This window comes from Pseudomonas sp. NGC7 (assembly GCF_047159675.1).
Classification (GTDB): Bacteria; Pseudomonadota; Gammaproteobacteria; order Pseudomonadales; family Pseudomonadaceae; genus Aquipseudomonas; species Aquipseudomonas kermanshahensis.
Genome location: NZ_BAAFZY010000001.1, coordinates 1,042,356 through 1,058,123, shown reverse-complemented (window position 1 = coordinate 1,058,123; position 15,768 = coordinate 1,042,356). Strand labels below are relative to the sequence as shown.

The 15,768-nt window shown below is 63.4% G+C and carries 12 protein-coding genes; 7 read left to right on the top strand and 5 right to left on the bottom strand.

All coding sequences use genetic code 11. The features are described from left to right. Window positions 1–8 precede the first annotated feature (8 nt). Window positions 9–1,460 (top strand): MDR family MFS transporter, encoded by a 1,452-nt coding sequence (locus ACMCNM_RS04795; protein ID WP_238209422.1) that lies wholly within the window; start codon window positions 9–11, stop codon window positions 1,458–1,460. Between the two features lie 169 nt (window positions 1,461–1,629). On the opposite strand, the gene ttgR is transcribed toward ACMCNM_RS04795, so the two are convergent. Beyond that, window positions 1,630–2,262: an efflux transport transcriptional regulator TtgR gene (gene ttgR, locus ACMCNM_RS04790; protein ID WP_027594099.1), complete on the bottom strand. Its 633-nt coding sequence runs from the start codon at window positions 2,260–2,262 to the stop codon at window positions 1,630–1,632. 254 nt (window positions 2,263–2,516) lie between these two features. Between ttgR and ttgA the strand changes: the two genes are divergently transcribed. The 6 genes from ttgA (at window position 2,517) to ACMCNM_RS04760 (ending at window position 11,620) form a co-directional block, all read left to right on the top strand. Continuing rightward, complete coding sequence (gene ttgA / locus ACMCNM_RS04785; protein ID WP_099455197.1) at window positions 2,517–3,671, top strand: toluene efflux RND transporter periplasmic adaptor subunit TtgA; 1,155 nt, start codon at window positions 2,517–2,519, stop codon at window positions 3,669–3,671. A 3-nt stretch (window positions 3,672–3,674) separates the two neighbouring features. Next, window positions 3,675–6,827: a multidrug efflux RND transporter permease subunit TtgB gene (gene ttgB, locus ACMCNM_RS04780; protein ID WP_027594097.1), complete on the top strand. Its 3,153-nt coding sequence runs from the start codon at window positions 3,675–3,677 to the stop codon at window positions 6,825–6,827. Continuing rightward, window positions 6,824–8,278 carry an AdeC/AdeK/OprM family multidrug efflux complex outer membrane factor gene (locus ACMCNM_RS04775; protein ID WP_186677646.1) on the top strand — a complete coding sequence of 485 codons (1,455 nt, stop codon included), beginning with the start codon at window positions 6,824–6,826 and terminating at the stop codon, window positions 8,276–8,278. Before ttgB ends, ACMCNM_RS04775 begins: the two co-directional genes overlap by 4 nt. A gap of 356 nt (window positions 8,279–8,634) precedes the next feature. Beyond that, window positions 8,635–9,888, top strand: coding sequence for an OprD family porin (locus ACMCNM_RS04770; protein ID WP_412764018.1), 1,254 nt, complete (start codon window positions 8,635–8,637; stop codon window positions 9,886–9,888). Window positions 9,889–10,070: 182 nt separating this feature from the next. After that, a complete protein-coding gene (locus ACMCNM_RS04765; protein ID WP_099455199.1) occupies window positions 10,071–10,994 on the top strand; it encodes a LysR family transcriptional regulator in 924 nt (307 codons plus the stop codon). A gap of 113 nt (window positions 10,995–11,107) precedes the next feature. Next, window positions 11,108–11,620, top strand: coding sequence for a DUF962 domain-containing protein (locus ACMCNM_RS04760; RefSeq protein ID WP_186677647.1), 513 nt, complete (start codon window positions 11,108–11,110; stop codon window positions 11,618–11,620). Between the two features lie 124 nt (window positions 11,621–11,744). Here ACMCNM_RS04760 and pcaC read toward each other — a convergent pair whose 3' ends face one another. The 4 genes from pcaC to ACMCNM_RS04740 are packed head-to-tail and all read right to left on the bottom strand — an operon-like array spanning window position 11,745 to window position 15,614. Next, complete coding sequence (pcaC, locus tag ACMCNM_RS04755) at window positions 11,745–12,137, bottom strand: 4-carboxymuconolactone decarboxylase (protein ID WP_027594092.1); 393 nt, start codon at window positions 12,135–12,137, stop codon at window positions 11,745–11,747. A gap of 10 nt (window positions 12,138–12,147) precedes the next feature. Beyond that, window positions 12,148–12,939 carry a 3-oxoadipate enol-lactonase gene (pcaD, locus tag ACMCNM_RS04750; protein WP_027594091.1) on the bottom strand — a complete coding sequence of 264 codons (792 nt, stop codon included), beginning with the start codon at window positions 12,937–12,939 and terminating at the stop codon, window positions 12,148–12,150. Window positions 12,940–12,950: 11 nt separating this feature from the next. After that, complete coding sequence (locus tag ACMCNM_RS04745) at window positions 12,951–14,315, bottom strand: 3-carboxy-cis,cis-muconate cycloisomerase (protein WP_412764017.1); 1,365 nt, start codon at window positions 14,313–14,315, stop codon at window positions 12,951–12,953. Window positions 14,316–14,324: 9 nt separating this feature from the next. Next, complete coding sequence (locus ACMCNM_RS04740; protein WP_027594089.1) at window positions 14,325–15,614, bottom strand: MFS family transporter; 1,290 nt, start codon at window positions 15,612–15,614, stop codon at window positions 14,325–14,327. Window positions 15,615–15,768 lie beyond the last annotated feature (154 nt).

The following is a 15,768-nucleotide window of genomic DNA, read 5'->3' as shown; positions in this document are numbered from 1 at the left end:
GTAACCCCGTGACTGCCGCCCTGCCCCCGACCGTGCTGCGCAACGTGCTCACCGCCCTGATGCTGGCCATCTTCCTCGGTGCGCTGGACCAAACCATCGTCGCCGTCTCGTTGCCGGCCATCTCGGCCCAGTTCAACGATGTCGGCCTGCTCGCCTGGGTGATCTCTGGCTACATGGTGGCGATGACCGTGGCAGTGCCGATCTACGGCAAGCTGGGCGACCTGTACGGCCGGCGGCGGATGATCCTGACCGGCATCTCGCTGTTCACCCTGGCGTCGATTGCCTGCGCCCTGGCCCAGGACATGCAGCAACTGGTGCTGGCGCGCGTGCTGCAAGGGGTTGGCGCGGGCGGCATGGTGTCGGTCAGCCAGGCGATCATCGGGGACTTCGTGCCGCCCCGCGAACGCGGGCGTTACCAGGGCTACTTCAGCAGTATGTACGCCGTGGCCAGCGTCGCCGGGCCGGTGCTCGGTGGCTGGCTGACCGAGTACCTGTCGTGGCGCTGGGTGTTCTGGATCAACCTGCCGCTGGGGCTGGTCGCGTTGTGGGCGATCCACCGGGCGCTCGGCGACATGCCGGTGAAGCGTCGCGAGGCCCAAGTGGACTACCTGGGCGCGGTGCTACTGATTCTTGGCCTGGGCAGCCTGCTGCTGGGCATTACCCTGGTCGGCCAAGGGCACGCCTGGACAGCGCCGCCGGTGCTGGCGCTGTTCGCCTGCGCGGTGCTTGGCCTGATGCTGTTCATCGCCCACGAGCGGCGCTGCCAGGAGCCCCTGCTGCCCCTCGGCCTGTTCGGCAACCGCGTCGCGGTGCTGTGCTGGGGCGTGATATTTTTCGCCAGTTTCCAGTCGATTTCCCTGACCATGCTGATGCCCTTGCGCTACCAAGGCATCACCGGGGCAGGCGCCGACAGCGCGGCATTGCACCTGCTGCCACTGGCGATGGGCCTGCCGATGGGCGCCTTTACCGGGGGCCGCATGACCAGCCTCACCGGGCGCTACAAGCCGCAAATTCTCGCCGGGGCGCTGTTGATGCCGGTGGCCATCTTCGCCATGGCGATCACACCGCCGCAGTCGGCCCTGCTCAGTGCCGTATTCATGCTGCTGACCGGCATAGCCTGCGGGCTACAATTTCCGACTTCGCTGGTGGGCACGCAGAGCGCCGTAGACATCAAGGACATCGGCGTGGCTACCAGTACCACCAACCTGTTCCGCTCACTCGGCGGCGCCATGGGTGTGGCGTGCATGTCCAGCCTGCTGCTGGCGTTGCTGCACCAAGGTGGGTTCGAGTTGCTGGGCAATCCATTGCTGGGGAGCCTGAAGGCTGGCGAAGCAGACCCGCAGACCCAAGCGCGATTGCTGGAGACATTCAGGCATTTGCTGATGGGCAGTGGCGTGATCGCACTGCTGGGGCTGGTGGTGGCGTTGGCGTTGCCGGACCGGCAATTGCGTGGGCGTTGAGCCTGCTGGGGCCGCGTTGCGGCCCTTTCGCGACACAAGGCCGCTCCTACAAGTACAGCGCCACGCCTGTGGGAGCTGGCTTGCCTGCGATGGGCCGCAGCGCGGCCCCCGCTTTTAATGCCCCGTTAATACAATGAGGAAACACTCCCTCACAATCCTTAACAAAGAGTCATTTGCGCAGAGCCGGGCTCAAGCGCAGCATATCCAGCCCAGTGTCGACCCATTTTTCGACGTCACGCAGCAGATCGAAACTGTCTGGCAGCAATAACCAGCGCCCGATCAGGCCATCGACATAGGCAAACATGGCCACCGCCGCGCGCTCGGCATCCAGCTCGGCAGGCAACTGGCCCCGGCGCACTGCATTGGCAAGCGCCAGGGTAATGCCCTTGTGGCAATCCAGCACCGTGCTCTGCCGCTGCTGGCGAATTTCACACATGTCATCGGTGAACTCGCACTTGTGATGCAGAATCTCATTGATACGCCGGGTTCGGGCATCGAGCACCAGCTCGTTGAACACCTGCAACAGCAGCTTGCGCATGCAACCAAGCGGGTCCAGTTCATCCTCGCTTTCGCTCGCACGCGCAAGGTGGTCATGGGTTTCGTGCAGGCTGTCAAGCAACGCCTGCACCAGTTCAGCTTTGTTATTGAAGTGCCAGTAGATCGCACCTCGGGTCACGCCCGCCAATTCGGCGATGTCAGCCAAGGTGGTTCGCGCAACCCCGCGCTTGTAGAAGGCCTTTTCCGCCGCCTCGATAATCTGGGCGCGGGTTTCCTGGGCTTCTTCTTTGGTTCTACGGACCATGGCAGTACAACCTCATCTGGGCCCGAGCGCGCGGCGCACACGGGGAAACCGCCGGGGTCGCCTCTGCAGGGCGCCTCCCGGATGGGCTAATCAAGGGCTGCGGCAGTCGCCAAGTACTACCCAGCGGTATTTACAAACAACCATGAATGTAAGTATATTCCTTAGCAAGCTATTTATCCACCCGATAGCATTTTTCTGACAAGACTCTTCCATTACTCTTGAGCGTCTCCTGCTCCAGCGCCCCGAGGATCCTCATGCAATTCAAGCCAGCCGTTACCGCTCTGGTTTCCGCCGTCGCCCTGGCAACACTGCTCAGTGGCTGCAAGAAAGAAGAAGCAGCGCCTGCCGCGCAGGCTCCTCAGGTCGGCGTCGTAACCCTCCAACCACAAGCCTTCACCCTGACCTCGGAATTGCCGGGGCGTACCACGTCCTATCGCGTCGCCGAAGTGCGCCCACAGGTCAATGGCATCATCCTCAAGCGCCTCTTCAAAGAAGGCAGCGACGTCAAGGAAGGCCAGCAGCTCTACCAGATCGACCCTGCCGTCTATGAAGCCAACCTGGCCAATGCCCAGGCCAACCTGCAGGCGACCCGCTCGCTGGCCGAGCGGTACAAGCAGCTGATCGATGAACAAGCCGTCTCCAAACAGGAATACGACGACGCCAATGCCAAACGATTGCAGGCCGAGGCAGCACTGAAAAGCGCCCAGATCGACCTGCGCTACACCAAGGTCCTGGCACCGATCAGCGGCCGCATCGGCCGTTCCACGTTCACCGAGGGCGCACTAGTGAGCAATGGCCAGACCAACGCCATGGCGACCATCCAGCAACTCGACCCGATCTACGTTGACGTCACCCAGTCCACCGCCGAGCTGCTCAAGCTGCGCCGTGACCTGGAAAGCGGCCAGCTGCAAAAGGCCGGCGACAACGCCGCCTCGGTGCAACTGGTGCTCGAAGACGGCAGCCTGTTCAAGCAGCAGGGGCGCCTGGAATTCTCCGAAGTCGCGGTCGACGAGACCACCGGCTCGGTGACCCTGCGCGCGATCTTCCCGAACCCCGACCACACCCTGCTGCCTGGCATGTTCGTGCATGCCCGCCTGCGCGCCGGGGTCAACGCCAACGCCATCCTGGCCCCACAGCAGGGCGTGACCCGCGACCTCAAGGGCGCGCCGACCGCACTGGTGGTCAACCAGGAGAACAAGGTCGAACTGCGCCAGCTCAAGGCCAGCCGCACCCTGGGCAGCGACTGGCTGATCGAGGAAGGCTTGAACCCAGGCGACCGCCTGATCACCGAAGGCCTGCAATACGTGCGCCCAGGCGTCGAGGTCAAGGTCAGCGAAGCCACCAACGTCAACAAGCCGGCCAGCCCTGATCAGGCCAACGCGGCGAAAGCAGACGCCAAAGCGGAGTAAACCATGTCGAAGTTCTTTATCGATCGCCCGATCTTCGCCTGGGTGATCGCCTTGGTGATCATGCTGGTCGGGGCACTGTCGATCCTGAAGTTGCCGATCAACCAGTACCCGAGCATCGCGCCACCGGCCATCGCCATCGCCGTGACCTACCCGGGCGCCTCGGCGCAGACGGTGCAGGACACCGTGGTACAGGTCATCGAGCAGCAGCTCAACGGTATCGACAACCTGCGTTATGTGTCTTCGGAAAGTAACTCCGACGGCAGCATGACCATCACCGCTACCTTCGAGCAAGGCACCAACGCCGACACCGCGCAGGTACAGGTTCAGAACAAGCTGAACCTGGCTACGCCGCTGTTGCCGCAAGAAGTGCAGCAACAAGGTATCCGCGTCACCAAGGCGGTTAAAAACTTCCTGCTGGTGATCGGCCTGGTGTCCGAAGATGGCAGCATGACCAAGGACGACTTGGCCAACTACATCGTCTCGAACATGCAGGACCCGATTTCGCGGACTGCCGGCGTGGGTGACTTCCAGGTGTTCGGTGCACAGTACGCCATGCGTATCTGGCTCGATCCGGCCAAGCTGAACAAGTTCCAGCTGACCCCAGTCGACGTCAAGACCGCAGTCGCCGCGCAGAACGTGCAGGTGTCCTCCGGCCAACTCGGCGGCCTGCCGGCCTTGCCGGGTACCCAGCTCAACGCCACCATCATCGGCAAGACCCGCCTGCAAACCGCCGAGCAGTTCGAGAAGATTCTGCTCAAGGTTAACAGCGACGGTTCCCAAGTACGCCTGGGCGATGTCGCCGAAGTAGGCCTGGGCGGCGAGAACTATGCCGTCAGCGCCCAGTTCAACGGCAAGCCGGCGTCGGGCCTGGCGGTCAAGCTGGCCACCGGTGCCAACGCCCTGGACACCGCCAAGGCCCTGCGCCAGACCATCAGCGACCTCGAGCCGTTCTTCCCGCCTGGCGTGAAGGCCGTGTTCCCGTATGACACCACGCCGGTGGTCACCGAATCGATCAGCGGGGTAATCCACACCCTGATCGAAGCCGTGGTCCTGGTGTTCCTGGTGATGTACCTGTTCCTGCAGAACTTCCGCGCCACCATCATCACTACCATGACCGTACCGGTGGTATTGCTGGGTACTTTCGGCATCCTTGCCGCTGCGGGCTTCAGCATCAACACCCTGACCATGTTCGCCATGGTCCTGGCCATCGGCTTGCTGGTGGACGACGCCATCGTCGTGGTGGAAAACGTCGAGCGGGTAATGTCCGAAGAGGGGTTGCCACCCAAGGAAGCGACCAAGCGCTCCATGGAGCAGATCCAGGGAGCCCTGGTGGGTATCGCCCTGGTGCTGTCGGCGGTACTGCTGCCAATGGCCTTCTTCGGCGGCTCCACCGGTGTGATCTATCGGCAGTTCTCCATCACCATCGTCTCGGCCATGGGCCTCTCGGTGCTGGTGGCGCTGATCTTCACCCCTGCACTGTGCGCCACCATGCTCAAGCCGCTGAAAAAGGGCGAGCACCATGTGGCCAAGGGTGGTTTCTTCGGCTGGTTCAACCGTAACTTCGACCGCAGCGTAAACGGCTACGAGCGCAGCGTCGGTACCATCCTGCGCAACAAGGTGCCATTCCTGCTGGCCTACGCGCTGATCGTGGTCGGCATGATCTGGCTGTTCGCCCGCATCCCGACGGCGTTCCTGCCTGAAGAAGACCAGGGCGTGCTGTTTGCCCAGGTGCAGACCCCGGCAGGCTCCAGTGCTGAACGCACCCAGGCGGTGGTCGACCAGATGCGTGAGTACCTGCTCAAGGACGAAGCCGATACCGTGTCGTCGGTGTTCACCGTCAACGGCTTCAACTTCGCCGGCCGCGGTCAAAGCTCGGGCATGGCCTTCATCATGCTCAAGCCGTGGGATGAGCGCTCCAAGGAGAACAGCGTGTTCGCCCTGGCCCAGCGTGCCCAGCAGCACTTCTTCACCTTCCGCGATGCGATGGTATTCGCCTTCGCCCCGCCTGCCGTACTCGAACTGGGTAACGCCACCGGCTTCGACGTGTTCCTCCAGGACCGCGGCGGTGTCGGCCATGCCAAACTCATGGAAGCACGCAACCAGTTCCTGGCAAAAGCCGCGCAGAGCAAGGTGCTCAGCGCCGTGCGCCCGAACGGCCTGAACGATGAGCCGCAGTACCAGCTGACCATCGATGACGAACGTGCCAGCGCCTTGGGCGTGACCATTGCCGACATCAACAACACCCTGTCGATCGCCCTGGGTGCCAGCTACGTCAACGACTTCATCGACCGTGGCCGGGTCAAGAAGGTGTACATCCAAGGCGAACCGAACGCCCGGATGAGCCCAGAAGACCTGCAGAAGTGGTATGTGCGCAACGGCAAAGGCGAGATGGTGCCGTTCTCCTCCTTCGCCAAAGGTGAATGGACCTACGGTTCGCCGAAGCTGTCCCGCTACAACGGCGTCGAGGCGATGGAAATCCTCGGTGCGCCAGCGCCTGGCTACAGTACCGGTGAGGCCATGGCCGAGGTTGAGCGTATCGCTGGCGAACTGCCAAGCGGTATCGGCTTCTCCTGGACCGGCATGTCCTACGAGGAAAAACTCTCCGGCTCGCAGATGCCGGCACTGTTCGCCCTCTCGGTCCTGTTCGTGTTCCTGTGCCTGGCAGCGCTGTACGAAAGCTGGTCGATCCCGATCGCCGTCGTGCTGGTCGTACCGCTGGGGATCATCGGTGCACTGATCGCCACTAGCCTGCGCGGGTTGTCCAACGACGTGTACTTCCTGGTCGGCCTGTTGACCACCATCGGCTTGGCGGCGAAGAACGCGATCCTGATCGTCGAGTTCGCCAAAGAACTGCACGAGCAGGGCCGCAGCCTGTACGACGCCGCGATCGAGGCGTGCCGCATGCGTCTGCGCCCGATCATCATGACCTCGCTGGCGTTCATCCTTGGCGTGGTACCGTTGACCATCGCCAGCGGCGCTGGCGCCGGCAGCCAGCACGCCATCGGCACCGGCGTGATCGGCGGCATGATCAGCGCCACCGTGTTGGCAATCTTCTGGGTACCGCTATTCTTCGTCGCAGTGTCGTCGCTGTTCGGCAGCAAACAGCCGGAAAAAGACGTCACCCCTGAAACTCCACGTTATGAGGCTGGGCAATGACCAAGTCTTTGTTGTCCCTGGCGGTAACCGCTTTGATTCTTGGCGGCTGCTCGCTGATCCCTGATTACCAGACCCCGGAAGCGCCGGTGGCAGCGCAGTGGCCGCAAGGCCCTGCGTACTCGCCGACCGAAGCGGCAGACGTTGCCGCCGCCGAACAGGGCTGGCGCCAGTTCTTCCACGACCCGGCCCTGCAGCAGCTGATCCAGACCTCGCTGGTCAACAACCGCGACCTGCGTGTCGCGGCGTTGAACATCGACGCCTACCGTGCGCAGTACCGCATCCAGCGGGCCGACCTGTTCCCGGCCGTTTCGGCCACCGGCAGCGGCAGCCGCCAGCGGGTACCGGCGAATATGTCGCAGACCGGCCAAGCCGATATCACCAGCCAGTACTCGGCCACCCTCGGCGTCAGCGCCTATGAACTCGACCTGTTCGGCCGGGTGCGCAGCCTGAGCGAGCAGGCCCTGGAAACCTACCTGTCCAGCGAGCAGGCGCGGCGCTCCACGCAGATCGCCCTGGTGGCCAGCGTGGCCAACGCCTACTACACCTGGCAGGCGGATCAGGCGCTGTTCAAGCTGACCGAAGAAACGCTGAAGACCTACCAGGAAAGCTACAACCTGACCCGTCGCAGCAATGAAGTCGGGGTGGCCTCCGCCCTCGACCTCAGCCAGGCACGCACCGCCGTGGAAGGCGCGCGGGTCAAGTACTCGCAGTACCAGCGCCTGGTGGCACAGGACCTCAACAGCCTGACCGTGCTGCTGGGTACCGGCGTACCGGCCGACCTGCCTGCGCCACTGGAGCTCAATGCCGACCAGTTGGCCGAAGTACCGGCCGGCCTGCCGTCGGACATCCTCCAGCGTCGCCCGGACATCCAGGAAGCCGAGCACCTGCTCAAGGCCGCCAACGCCAACATCGGCGCGGCCCGCGCAGCGTTCTTCCCGAGCATCAGCCTGACCGCCAATGCCGGTACCCTGAGCCCGGACATGGGCGGCCTGTTCAAGGGGGGGTCGGGCACCTGGCTGTTCCAGCCGCAGATCAACCTGCCGATCTTCAACGCCGGTAGCCTGAAGGCGAGCCTGGACTACTCGAAGATCCAGAAGGACATCAATGTCGCCAAGTACGAAAAGACCATCCAGACCGCCTTCCAGGAAGTCTCCGATGGCCTGGCGGCGCGCAAGACCTTCGAAGAGCAGTTGCAGGCACAACGTGACCTGGTGCAGGCCAACCAGGATTACTACCGCCTGGCGGAGCGTCGCTACCGTATCGGTATCGACAGCAACCTGACCTTCCTCGACGCCCAACGCAACCTATTCAGCGCCCAGCAGGCACTGATCGGTGATCGCCTGTCGCAGCTGACCAGCGAGGTCAACCTGTACAAGGCGCTCGGCGGTGGCTGGTACGAGAAGACCGGTCAGGCCAATCAGCAAGCTTCGGTTCAAACACCGAAAAGCTGAATGATCCGCTAGCAGCATCAAGCCCACCTTCGCGGTGGGCTTTTTGTTTTCGGTTACCGGCGCCGGCCTCTTCGCGGGCAAGCCCGCTCCTACAGGTACTTAACTGCCCTTAGGCTCGACACAGTCCTGTGGGAGCGGGCTTGCCCGCGAAGAGGCCGGCACATGAAAACAATTAACCAACTGGAACATTCCGTTCGATAATCGCCCCATACCGTCTGCGACGAATTGCCTCGCCCCTTCCCTACCCCGCACCATCCGCTCACGCAACGTTGCCCACGTTCATCAAAAGACCCTTGCTTGCAGGCCGCATCCTGCAATGCAACGGCTCGCCAATAAAAACAAGAGATCCACGACAGATGAGCATTTCGTACCCCGCACGCCAGCTGCTGCCAGGCCTGTTGGCCATGTCCTGCACCCTCCCCGTGTTCGCCGCCGAAGGTGGCTTCATCGAAGACGGCAAGGCCACCCTCAACCTGCGCAACTTCTACATCAACCGCAATTTCGTCGACCCGGCACACCCGCAGGCCAAGGCCGAAGAATGGACCCAAAGCTTCATCCTCGACGCCCGCTCCGGTTTTACCCAGGGCACCGTCGGTTTCGGCATGGACGTACTGGGCCTGTACTCGGTCAAGCTCGATGGCGGTAAAGGCACCACCAACACCCACCTGCTGCCGGTGCACGACGATGGCCGCCCCGCCGATGATTTCGGCCGCCTGGGCGTGGCCTTGAAAGCCAAGCTCTCGCAGACCGAATTGAAGGTCGGCGAATGGATGCCGGTGCTGCCGATCCTGCGCTCGGACGATGGTCGCTCGCTGCCACAAACCTTCCGCGGCGGCCAGCTGACCTCCAAGGAGATCGACGGCCTGACCCTGTACGCCGGCCAGTTCCGCGCCAACAGCCCGCGCAACGACGCCAGCATGGAAGACATGTCGCTTAATGGCCGCGGTGCTTTCACGTCTGACCGCTTCAACTTCGGCGGCGGTGAGTACACCTTCAACGACAAGCGCACAACGATTGCCCTGTGGGATGCCCAGCTCAAGGACATCTACCGCCAGCAGTACCTCAACCTGGTCCACAGCCAGCCACTGGGCGACTGGACCCTGGGCGCCAACCTCGGTTACTTCACCGGCAAGGAAGACGGTGCCGAGCGCGCCGGCGACCTGGACAACCGCACCGCCTCGGCGCTGCTCTCGGCTCGCTACCAGGGCCATACCGTCTACGTCGGCCTGCAGAAGGTCAGCGGCGATGACGCCTGGATGCGCGTCAACGGCACCAGCGGCGGCACCTTGGCCAACGACAGCTACAACTCAAGCTTCGACAACGCCAAGGAACGCTCGTGGCAGGTGCGCCATGACTTCAACTTCGCCACTGTCGGGGTACCGGGGCTTACCCTGATGAACCGCTATATCAAGGGTGACAACGTGACTGCAGGTGGCGTTGACGACGGCAAGGAGTGGGCGCGAGAAACAGAGCTGGCTTATGTGGTGCAGTCGGGCAGCTTCAAGGACCTTTCGTTGAAGTGGCGCAACTCGACCATGCGCCGGGACTTCAGCACCAATGCGTTCGATGAGAACCGCTTGATCGTGAGCTATCCGCTGAACCTTCTGTAATTTCACAGGCCTCTTCGCGGGTAAACCCGCTCCTACAGGGTGGGAGCGGGTTTACCCGCGAAGAGGCCGGATGACTTGATACATAAATAACTTTATCGCATAACAACCTAAACAAACCTTCGTTGACGACATAAGCTGTAACAGCTTAAATCGAGCCCTGATCCCCGCCCCAGAGCCGCGACATGGACCTCCGTCAACTGCGCTACTTCATCGCCCTCAACGAATACCGCAGTTTTGTCCGCGCCGCTGAAGCCATGGGCATCACCCAACCTGCATTCAGCCGCGCCATCCAGGGCCTGGAGCAGACATTCGGCTGCGCCCTGGTAGACCGCGCCAGCAAGGCACTGCCACCCACCCCCGAAGGCTTGGTGGTGCTGCAGCACGCACGCCGCCTCGTGCAAGGTGCCGCGCAGTTGAGCAACGAAGTGCTACAGATGACCAAGCTCGACGCTGGCGAGTTGCACTTCGGCAGCGGCCCGGCCCTGGCTGTTCGCCTGGTCCCCGATGCCTTGCGCCACTTCATCGACAGCCACCCGGGTATTCGTACCTCGCTGCTGGTGGACAATGCCGAGCGCCTCGGCCAGGCACTGCGCCGTGAGCAGATCGAATTCTTCGTCGACGACATCCGCCCGTTCGAGGCCGACCCCAACTTCCATACCGAGCCGCTTTCGCCACGCCCTGGCCTGTTCTTCTGCCGCCCCGGCCACCCGTTGCTGGCCAAGGACAGCCTGTCGACCAACGACCTGTTCACCTACCCGCTGGCCAGCGCCCTGCTCGCGCCCGGTGTGCGCAAGCGCCTGGCCAACCTGAGCGGGCGCAGCGACTTCACCCCACACCTGCAGACCGAGCACCTGGCGGTGCTGCGCAGTGTCGTGCAGGCCAGTAATGCAATCGGTACCGCCAGCGAAGAAGCCGTTGCCGAAGACCTGGCGGCCGGCCGCCTGGTGCGCCTGCACTGGCGCAACCTGCCGCCCGCACTGGAAGTGCTCAGCGTGCGCTGCGGCGTGGTCAGCCGCAGCGGCTACCGGTTGTCACCGGCGGCGCGGGCGATGATCGAGACGCTGGTGGGGCTGGATGCGCCCCTGCGGAGTGCTGCCATTCGCTGAAGTGATGATGCTGGTGGGCTGCAGGCTATCCTGAGCAATATAGGTTGCCTGTGCCCGCGAAGGGACCGGCACAGGCAGTAAAACCCGATCAGGCAAACCAGGGAGGCACAATAATGAAAAACCTCGAAGAGCACCTGAGCCAGTACGCCAATTACCACCGCGACCCGCGCAACATCGCCACCCATTTCGTCGGCATTCCACTGATCGTGCTGGCCGTGACCATTCTGCTGTCACGCCCAGGCTGGGACATTGCAGGCATCTGGCTGTCACCTGCCCTGCTGGCGGCGGCCGCCTCGGTGTGGTTCTACCTGCGCCTGGACCTGCGCTTCGGGCTGGTCATGGGCCTGCTGCTGGGGCTGTGCCTATGGGTTGGCCAGGTACTGGCGGTGCAAAGCACCGGGCTGTGGCTGGGGGCTGGGCTGGGGGCATTTGTACTGGGCTGGATCATCCAGTTCGTCGGCCACTACTACGAGGGCCGCAAGCCGGCGTTCGTCGACGACATCAGCGGGCTGATCATCGGCCCGCTGTTCGTGGTGGCCGAAGCTGCATTCATGCTGGGGTTGTGCCCAGCGCTGAAGCGGGCCGTGGAAGCCAACGCCGGGCCGGTAACACTGAGGTCGATGTAGGAGCGGCCTTGCGTCGCGATCGGGCCGCGTAGCGGCCCCAGGTTTCAGTGATACCGCAAATACTGTTGGGGCCGCTTTGCGGCCCGATCGCGACGCTAGGCCGCTCCTACAAAGGCCGCAAGGATCAAGCGCGCGACTCAACCCCCAGCTCATCCCACACCGACTCCGCCAGGTGGAAGGTGGCATTGGCTGCCGGAATACCGCAATAGATCGCGCTCTGCATCAGCACTTCCTTGATCTCGTCACGGGTCACGCCATTGTTGGCAGCGGCGCGCAAGTGCAGCTTGAGCTCGTCGTTGCGGTTCATGCCGATCAGCATGGCGATGGTGATCAGGCTGCGGGTATGGCGCGGCAGGCCGGGGCGGGTCCAGATATCACCCCAGGCATGGCGAGTGATCATTTCCTGGAACTCGCCATTGAAGTCGTTGAGCTTCTCCAGGCTGCGGTCCACGTGGGCATCGCCCAGCACCGCGCGGCGCACTTGCATGCCCGCGTCGTAGCGTTGTTTCTCATCCATGGCGTTGTCCTCAGTGGGCCAGCAGGAAGTCGAGTACACGGCGGCTGAAGCGCTCGCCAATCTCGACGTTGGACAGGTGCGCCGCCGGGAAATCGACATACTCGGCACCCTTGATAGCCGCCTGCATGAAGCGGCCATGTTCCGGCGTGGTCACCACGTCTTCAGTACCGGCAACGATCAGCGTCGGCACTTGGATACGCTGAACCTGCTCGCGGTAGTCGGCGTCGCGTACCGCAGCGCAGTTGGCCGCATAGCCCTCAGGCTGGGTCTGCGCGAGCATCTGGCAGATACGCTGGGCCTGCTCGGGCTGCGCCTGGGCGAAGGCCGGGGTGAACCAGCGGGCAATGGACGCGTCGCGCAGCTCGACCATGGCCTGTTGGCCGCCCTTGAGCACGGTGTCGATACGCGGGTTCCAGACCTCATCGCTGCCAATCTTGGCGGCGGTGTTGCACAGGGTCAGGCTGGCCAGGCGCTCGCCGGCGTTGATGCCCAGCCACTGGCCGATCAGGCCGCCCATCGACAGGCCGACGAAGTGCGCCTTGTTGATGTCCAGGGCGTCGAGCAAGGCCACGACGTCGCGGCCCAGTTGCTCGATGCTGTACGGGCCGGCGGTCACCAGCGAATCGCCGTGGCCGCGGGTGTCATAACGCAGCACACGGAAGTGCTCGCTCCACACGGGGATCTGCGTGTCCCACATGCCCAGGTCGGTGCCGAGGGAGTTGGACAAGACCAGCACCGGAGCATCCGCCGGGCCATCGATTTGATAGTTCAGTACGCCATCGGCCAGTTGCAAGTGCGCCACAGCAGTCTCCTTCAGGCAGTGAAACGTTGATGTTCGGCCACGGCGCGCGCCACCCAGACGCGGGCCTGGCCAAGGTAATGGGCAGGGTCGAGCAAGCGATCGAGTTCTTCTGCCGACAACTCGGCACTGACCTGCGGCTCGTCACCCAGCACGGCACGCAGGTGGCGCTGTTCGGCGACGGCGCGCTGGCAGCACTGCTCGAGCAAATGATGAGCACGGTCACGGCCCAGGCGCTGAGCCAGGACAATGCTGACCGCCTCGGCCAGCACCAGCCCCTGGGTCAGGTCGAGGTTGCGGCGCATACGTTCGGCATCGACCTGCATGCCTTCGGCAATCACCTGGGCCTGGCGCAGGGCGCCAGAAACCAGGCAGCAGATATCCGGCAGGGTTTCCCACTCGGCATGCCACAGGCCAAGGCTGCGTTCATGTTCTTGAGGCATGGCGGCGAACAAGGTCGACAACAGGCCCGGCACGCGGGTAGCGGCACCGATCAGCACGGCGGCACCCACTGGGTTGCGCTTGTGCGGCATGGTCGACGAACCACCTTTACCTGGCGCGGAAGGCTCGAACACCTCCCCCGCCTCGGTCTGCATCAGCAAGCTGACATCGCGGCCAAACTTGCCGAGGCTACCGGCGATCAGGCCCAGCACCGAGGCAAATTCCACCAGCCGGTCGCGCTGGGTGTGCCAGGGTTGCTCGGGCAAGTGCAGCTTGAGCTGCTCGGCCAGGCCCTCGGCCACCGGCATGGCTTTGCTGCCCAACGCAGCCAGGCTGCCGGACGCACCACCGAACTGCAAGCACAGCAGGCGCGGGCGCAGCTCCTGAAGCCGCTGGCGATGACGGGTCAGCGCGCCCAGCACACCGGCCAGCTTCATGCCCAAGGTGACCGGCGTGGCGTGTTGCAGCCAGGTACGCCCCACCATCGGGGTGTCGGCATGTTGCAAGGCCTGGCGCGCCAGGGTATCGGCCAGTTGAGCGAGGTCTGCCTCGATCAGGTCGAGGGCATCGCGCAGTTGCAGTACCAGCCCGGTATCCATGGCGTCCTGGCTGGTGGCGCCCAGGTGCACGTAGCGCTCGGCCTCGGGCACGCCGCTGGCGATCACTTTGCCCAGCGCCTTCACCAACGGGATCGCCGAGTTGCCAGCACTGGCAATGGCATCGGCCAGGGCGCCAGCGTCGTAACGCTCAGCCTTGCAGGCCGCCTCGATGGCCGCCACCGCACTGTGCGGGACCAGCCCGGCGGCCGCTTCGGCGCTGGCCAGGGCGGCTTCGAAATCGAGCATGCCCTGCAGGCGGCCACGGTCTGAGAAAATCTCGCGCATGGCCGGCGCGGTGAAGTAGGCATCGAACAGCTGGTTGTCCGCACGGTACGTCATTGCAGGTCCTTAATCGTCATGGTGCAGGTACGCTGCCTGCTTCGGCAGGCGCAGGCTGAACAAGAAGGCCACCGCCATCATGGCCGTCACGTACCAGTAGAAGGTGTTTTCCATGCCCAGGGTCTTCAGGCCCAAGGCCACGTATTCAGCAGACCCGCCGAACATGGCGTTGGCCACCGCATACGCAAGGCCCACACCCAGTGCGCGCACCTGCGGCGGGAACATCTCCGCTTTTACCAGGCCGCTGATCGAGGTGTAGAAACTGACGATACACAAGGCCAGGCTGATCAGCACGAACGCCAGGAACGGGCTGGTCACGGTCTTCAGCGCCATCAACAGGGGCACGGTGAACAGCGTGCCCAAGGCGCCGAACAGCAGCATCGAGTTACGCCGGCCGATACGGTCGGACAGCATGCCGAAGAACGGCTGCAGGATCATGAACAGGAACAGCGCCCCCGTCATCACATAGCTGGCGCTCTTGGCGTTCATCCCGGCCGTGTTGACCAGGTACTTCTGCATGTAGGTGGTGAAGGTATAGAAAATCAGCGAACCGCCGGCGGTGTACCCCAGCACGGTGATGAACGCCGCGGCGTGATTGCGGAACAAGCCGCTGATCGAGCCGGCGTCTTTGTCATTGCGGGTTTCGGCGTTGCTGGTTTCGTGCAGCGAGCGACGCAGCATCAGCGAGATCAGCGCGGCCACGGCACCGACCACGAACGGAATACGCCAGCCCCAGGCACGCAGTTCGTCCTCGGTCAGCAACTGCTGCAGGATGACCACCACCAGCACCGCCAGTAACTGGCCGCCGATCAGGGTCACGTATTGGAACGAGGCGAAGAAACCGCGCTGGCCGCGCAGTGCCACTTCACTCATGTAGGTCGCCGTGGTGCCGTACTCGCCACCTACCGACAGGCCTTGGATCAAGCGGGCGAGCAATAGCAGCGCCGGCGCCCAGGTACCAATGCTGCCGTAGGTCGGCAGGCAGGCAATCATCAAGGACCCGGCGCACATCATCAGCACCGAGATCATCAGGGAATTCTTGCGGCCATGGCGGTCGGCCAGGCGGCCAAAGATCCAGCCCCCAATGGGGCGCATCAGGAAGCCCGCTGCGAACACACCCGCGGTGTTGAGCAACTGCACAGTGGGGTCGTCGGAGGGGAAGAAGGCCGGGGCGAAGTAAATCGCGCAGAAGGCGTAGACGTAGAAGTCGAACCATTCCACCAGGTTGCCTGAAGAGGCACCTACGATCGCGAAGATACGCTTGCTGCGTTCTTCGCCGGTGTAATAGGTTGAGGTCATGAGGTTTTACTCCTGGAGGGTCCTAGGTAAGTCTAGACATACCTAGTAACACACTCGTTCCGCTGCGCGGCTGGCCATTAGCCTTGTGTCTCATAGATCCGGCCTCTTCGCGGGTAAACCCGCTCCCACAGAGGATTGCGTGGATCCCTGTGGG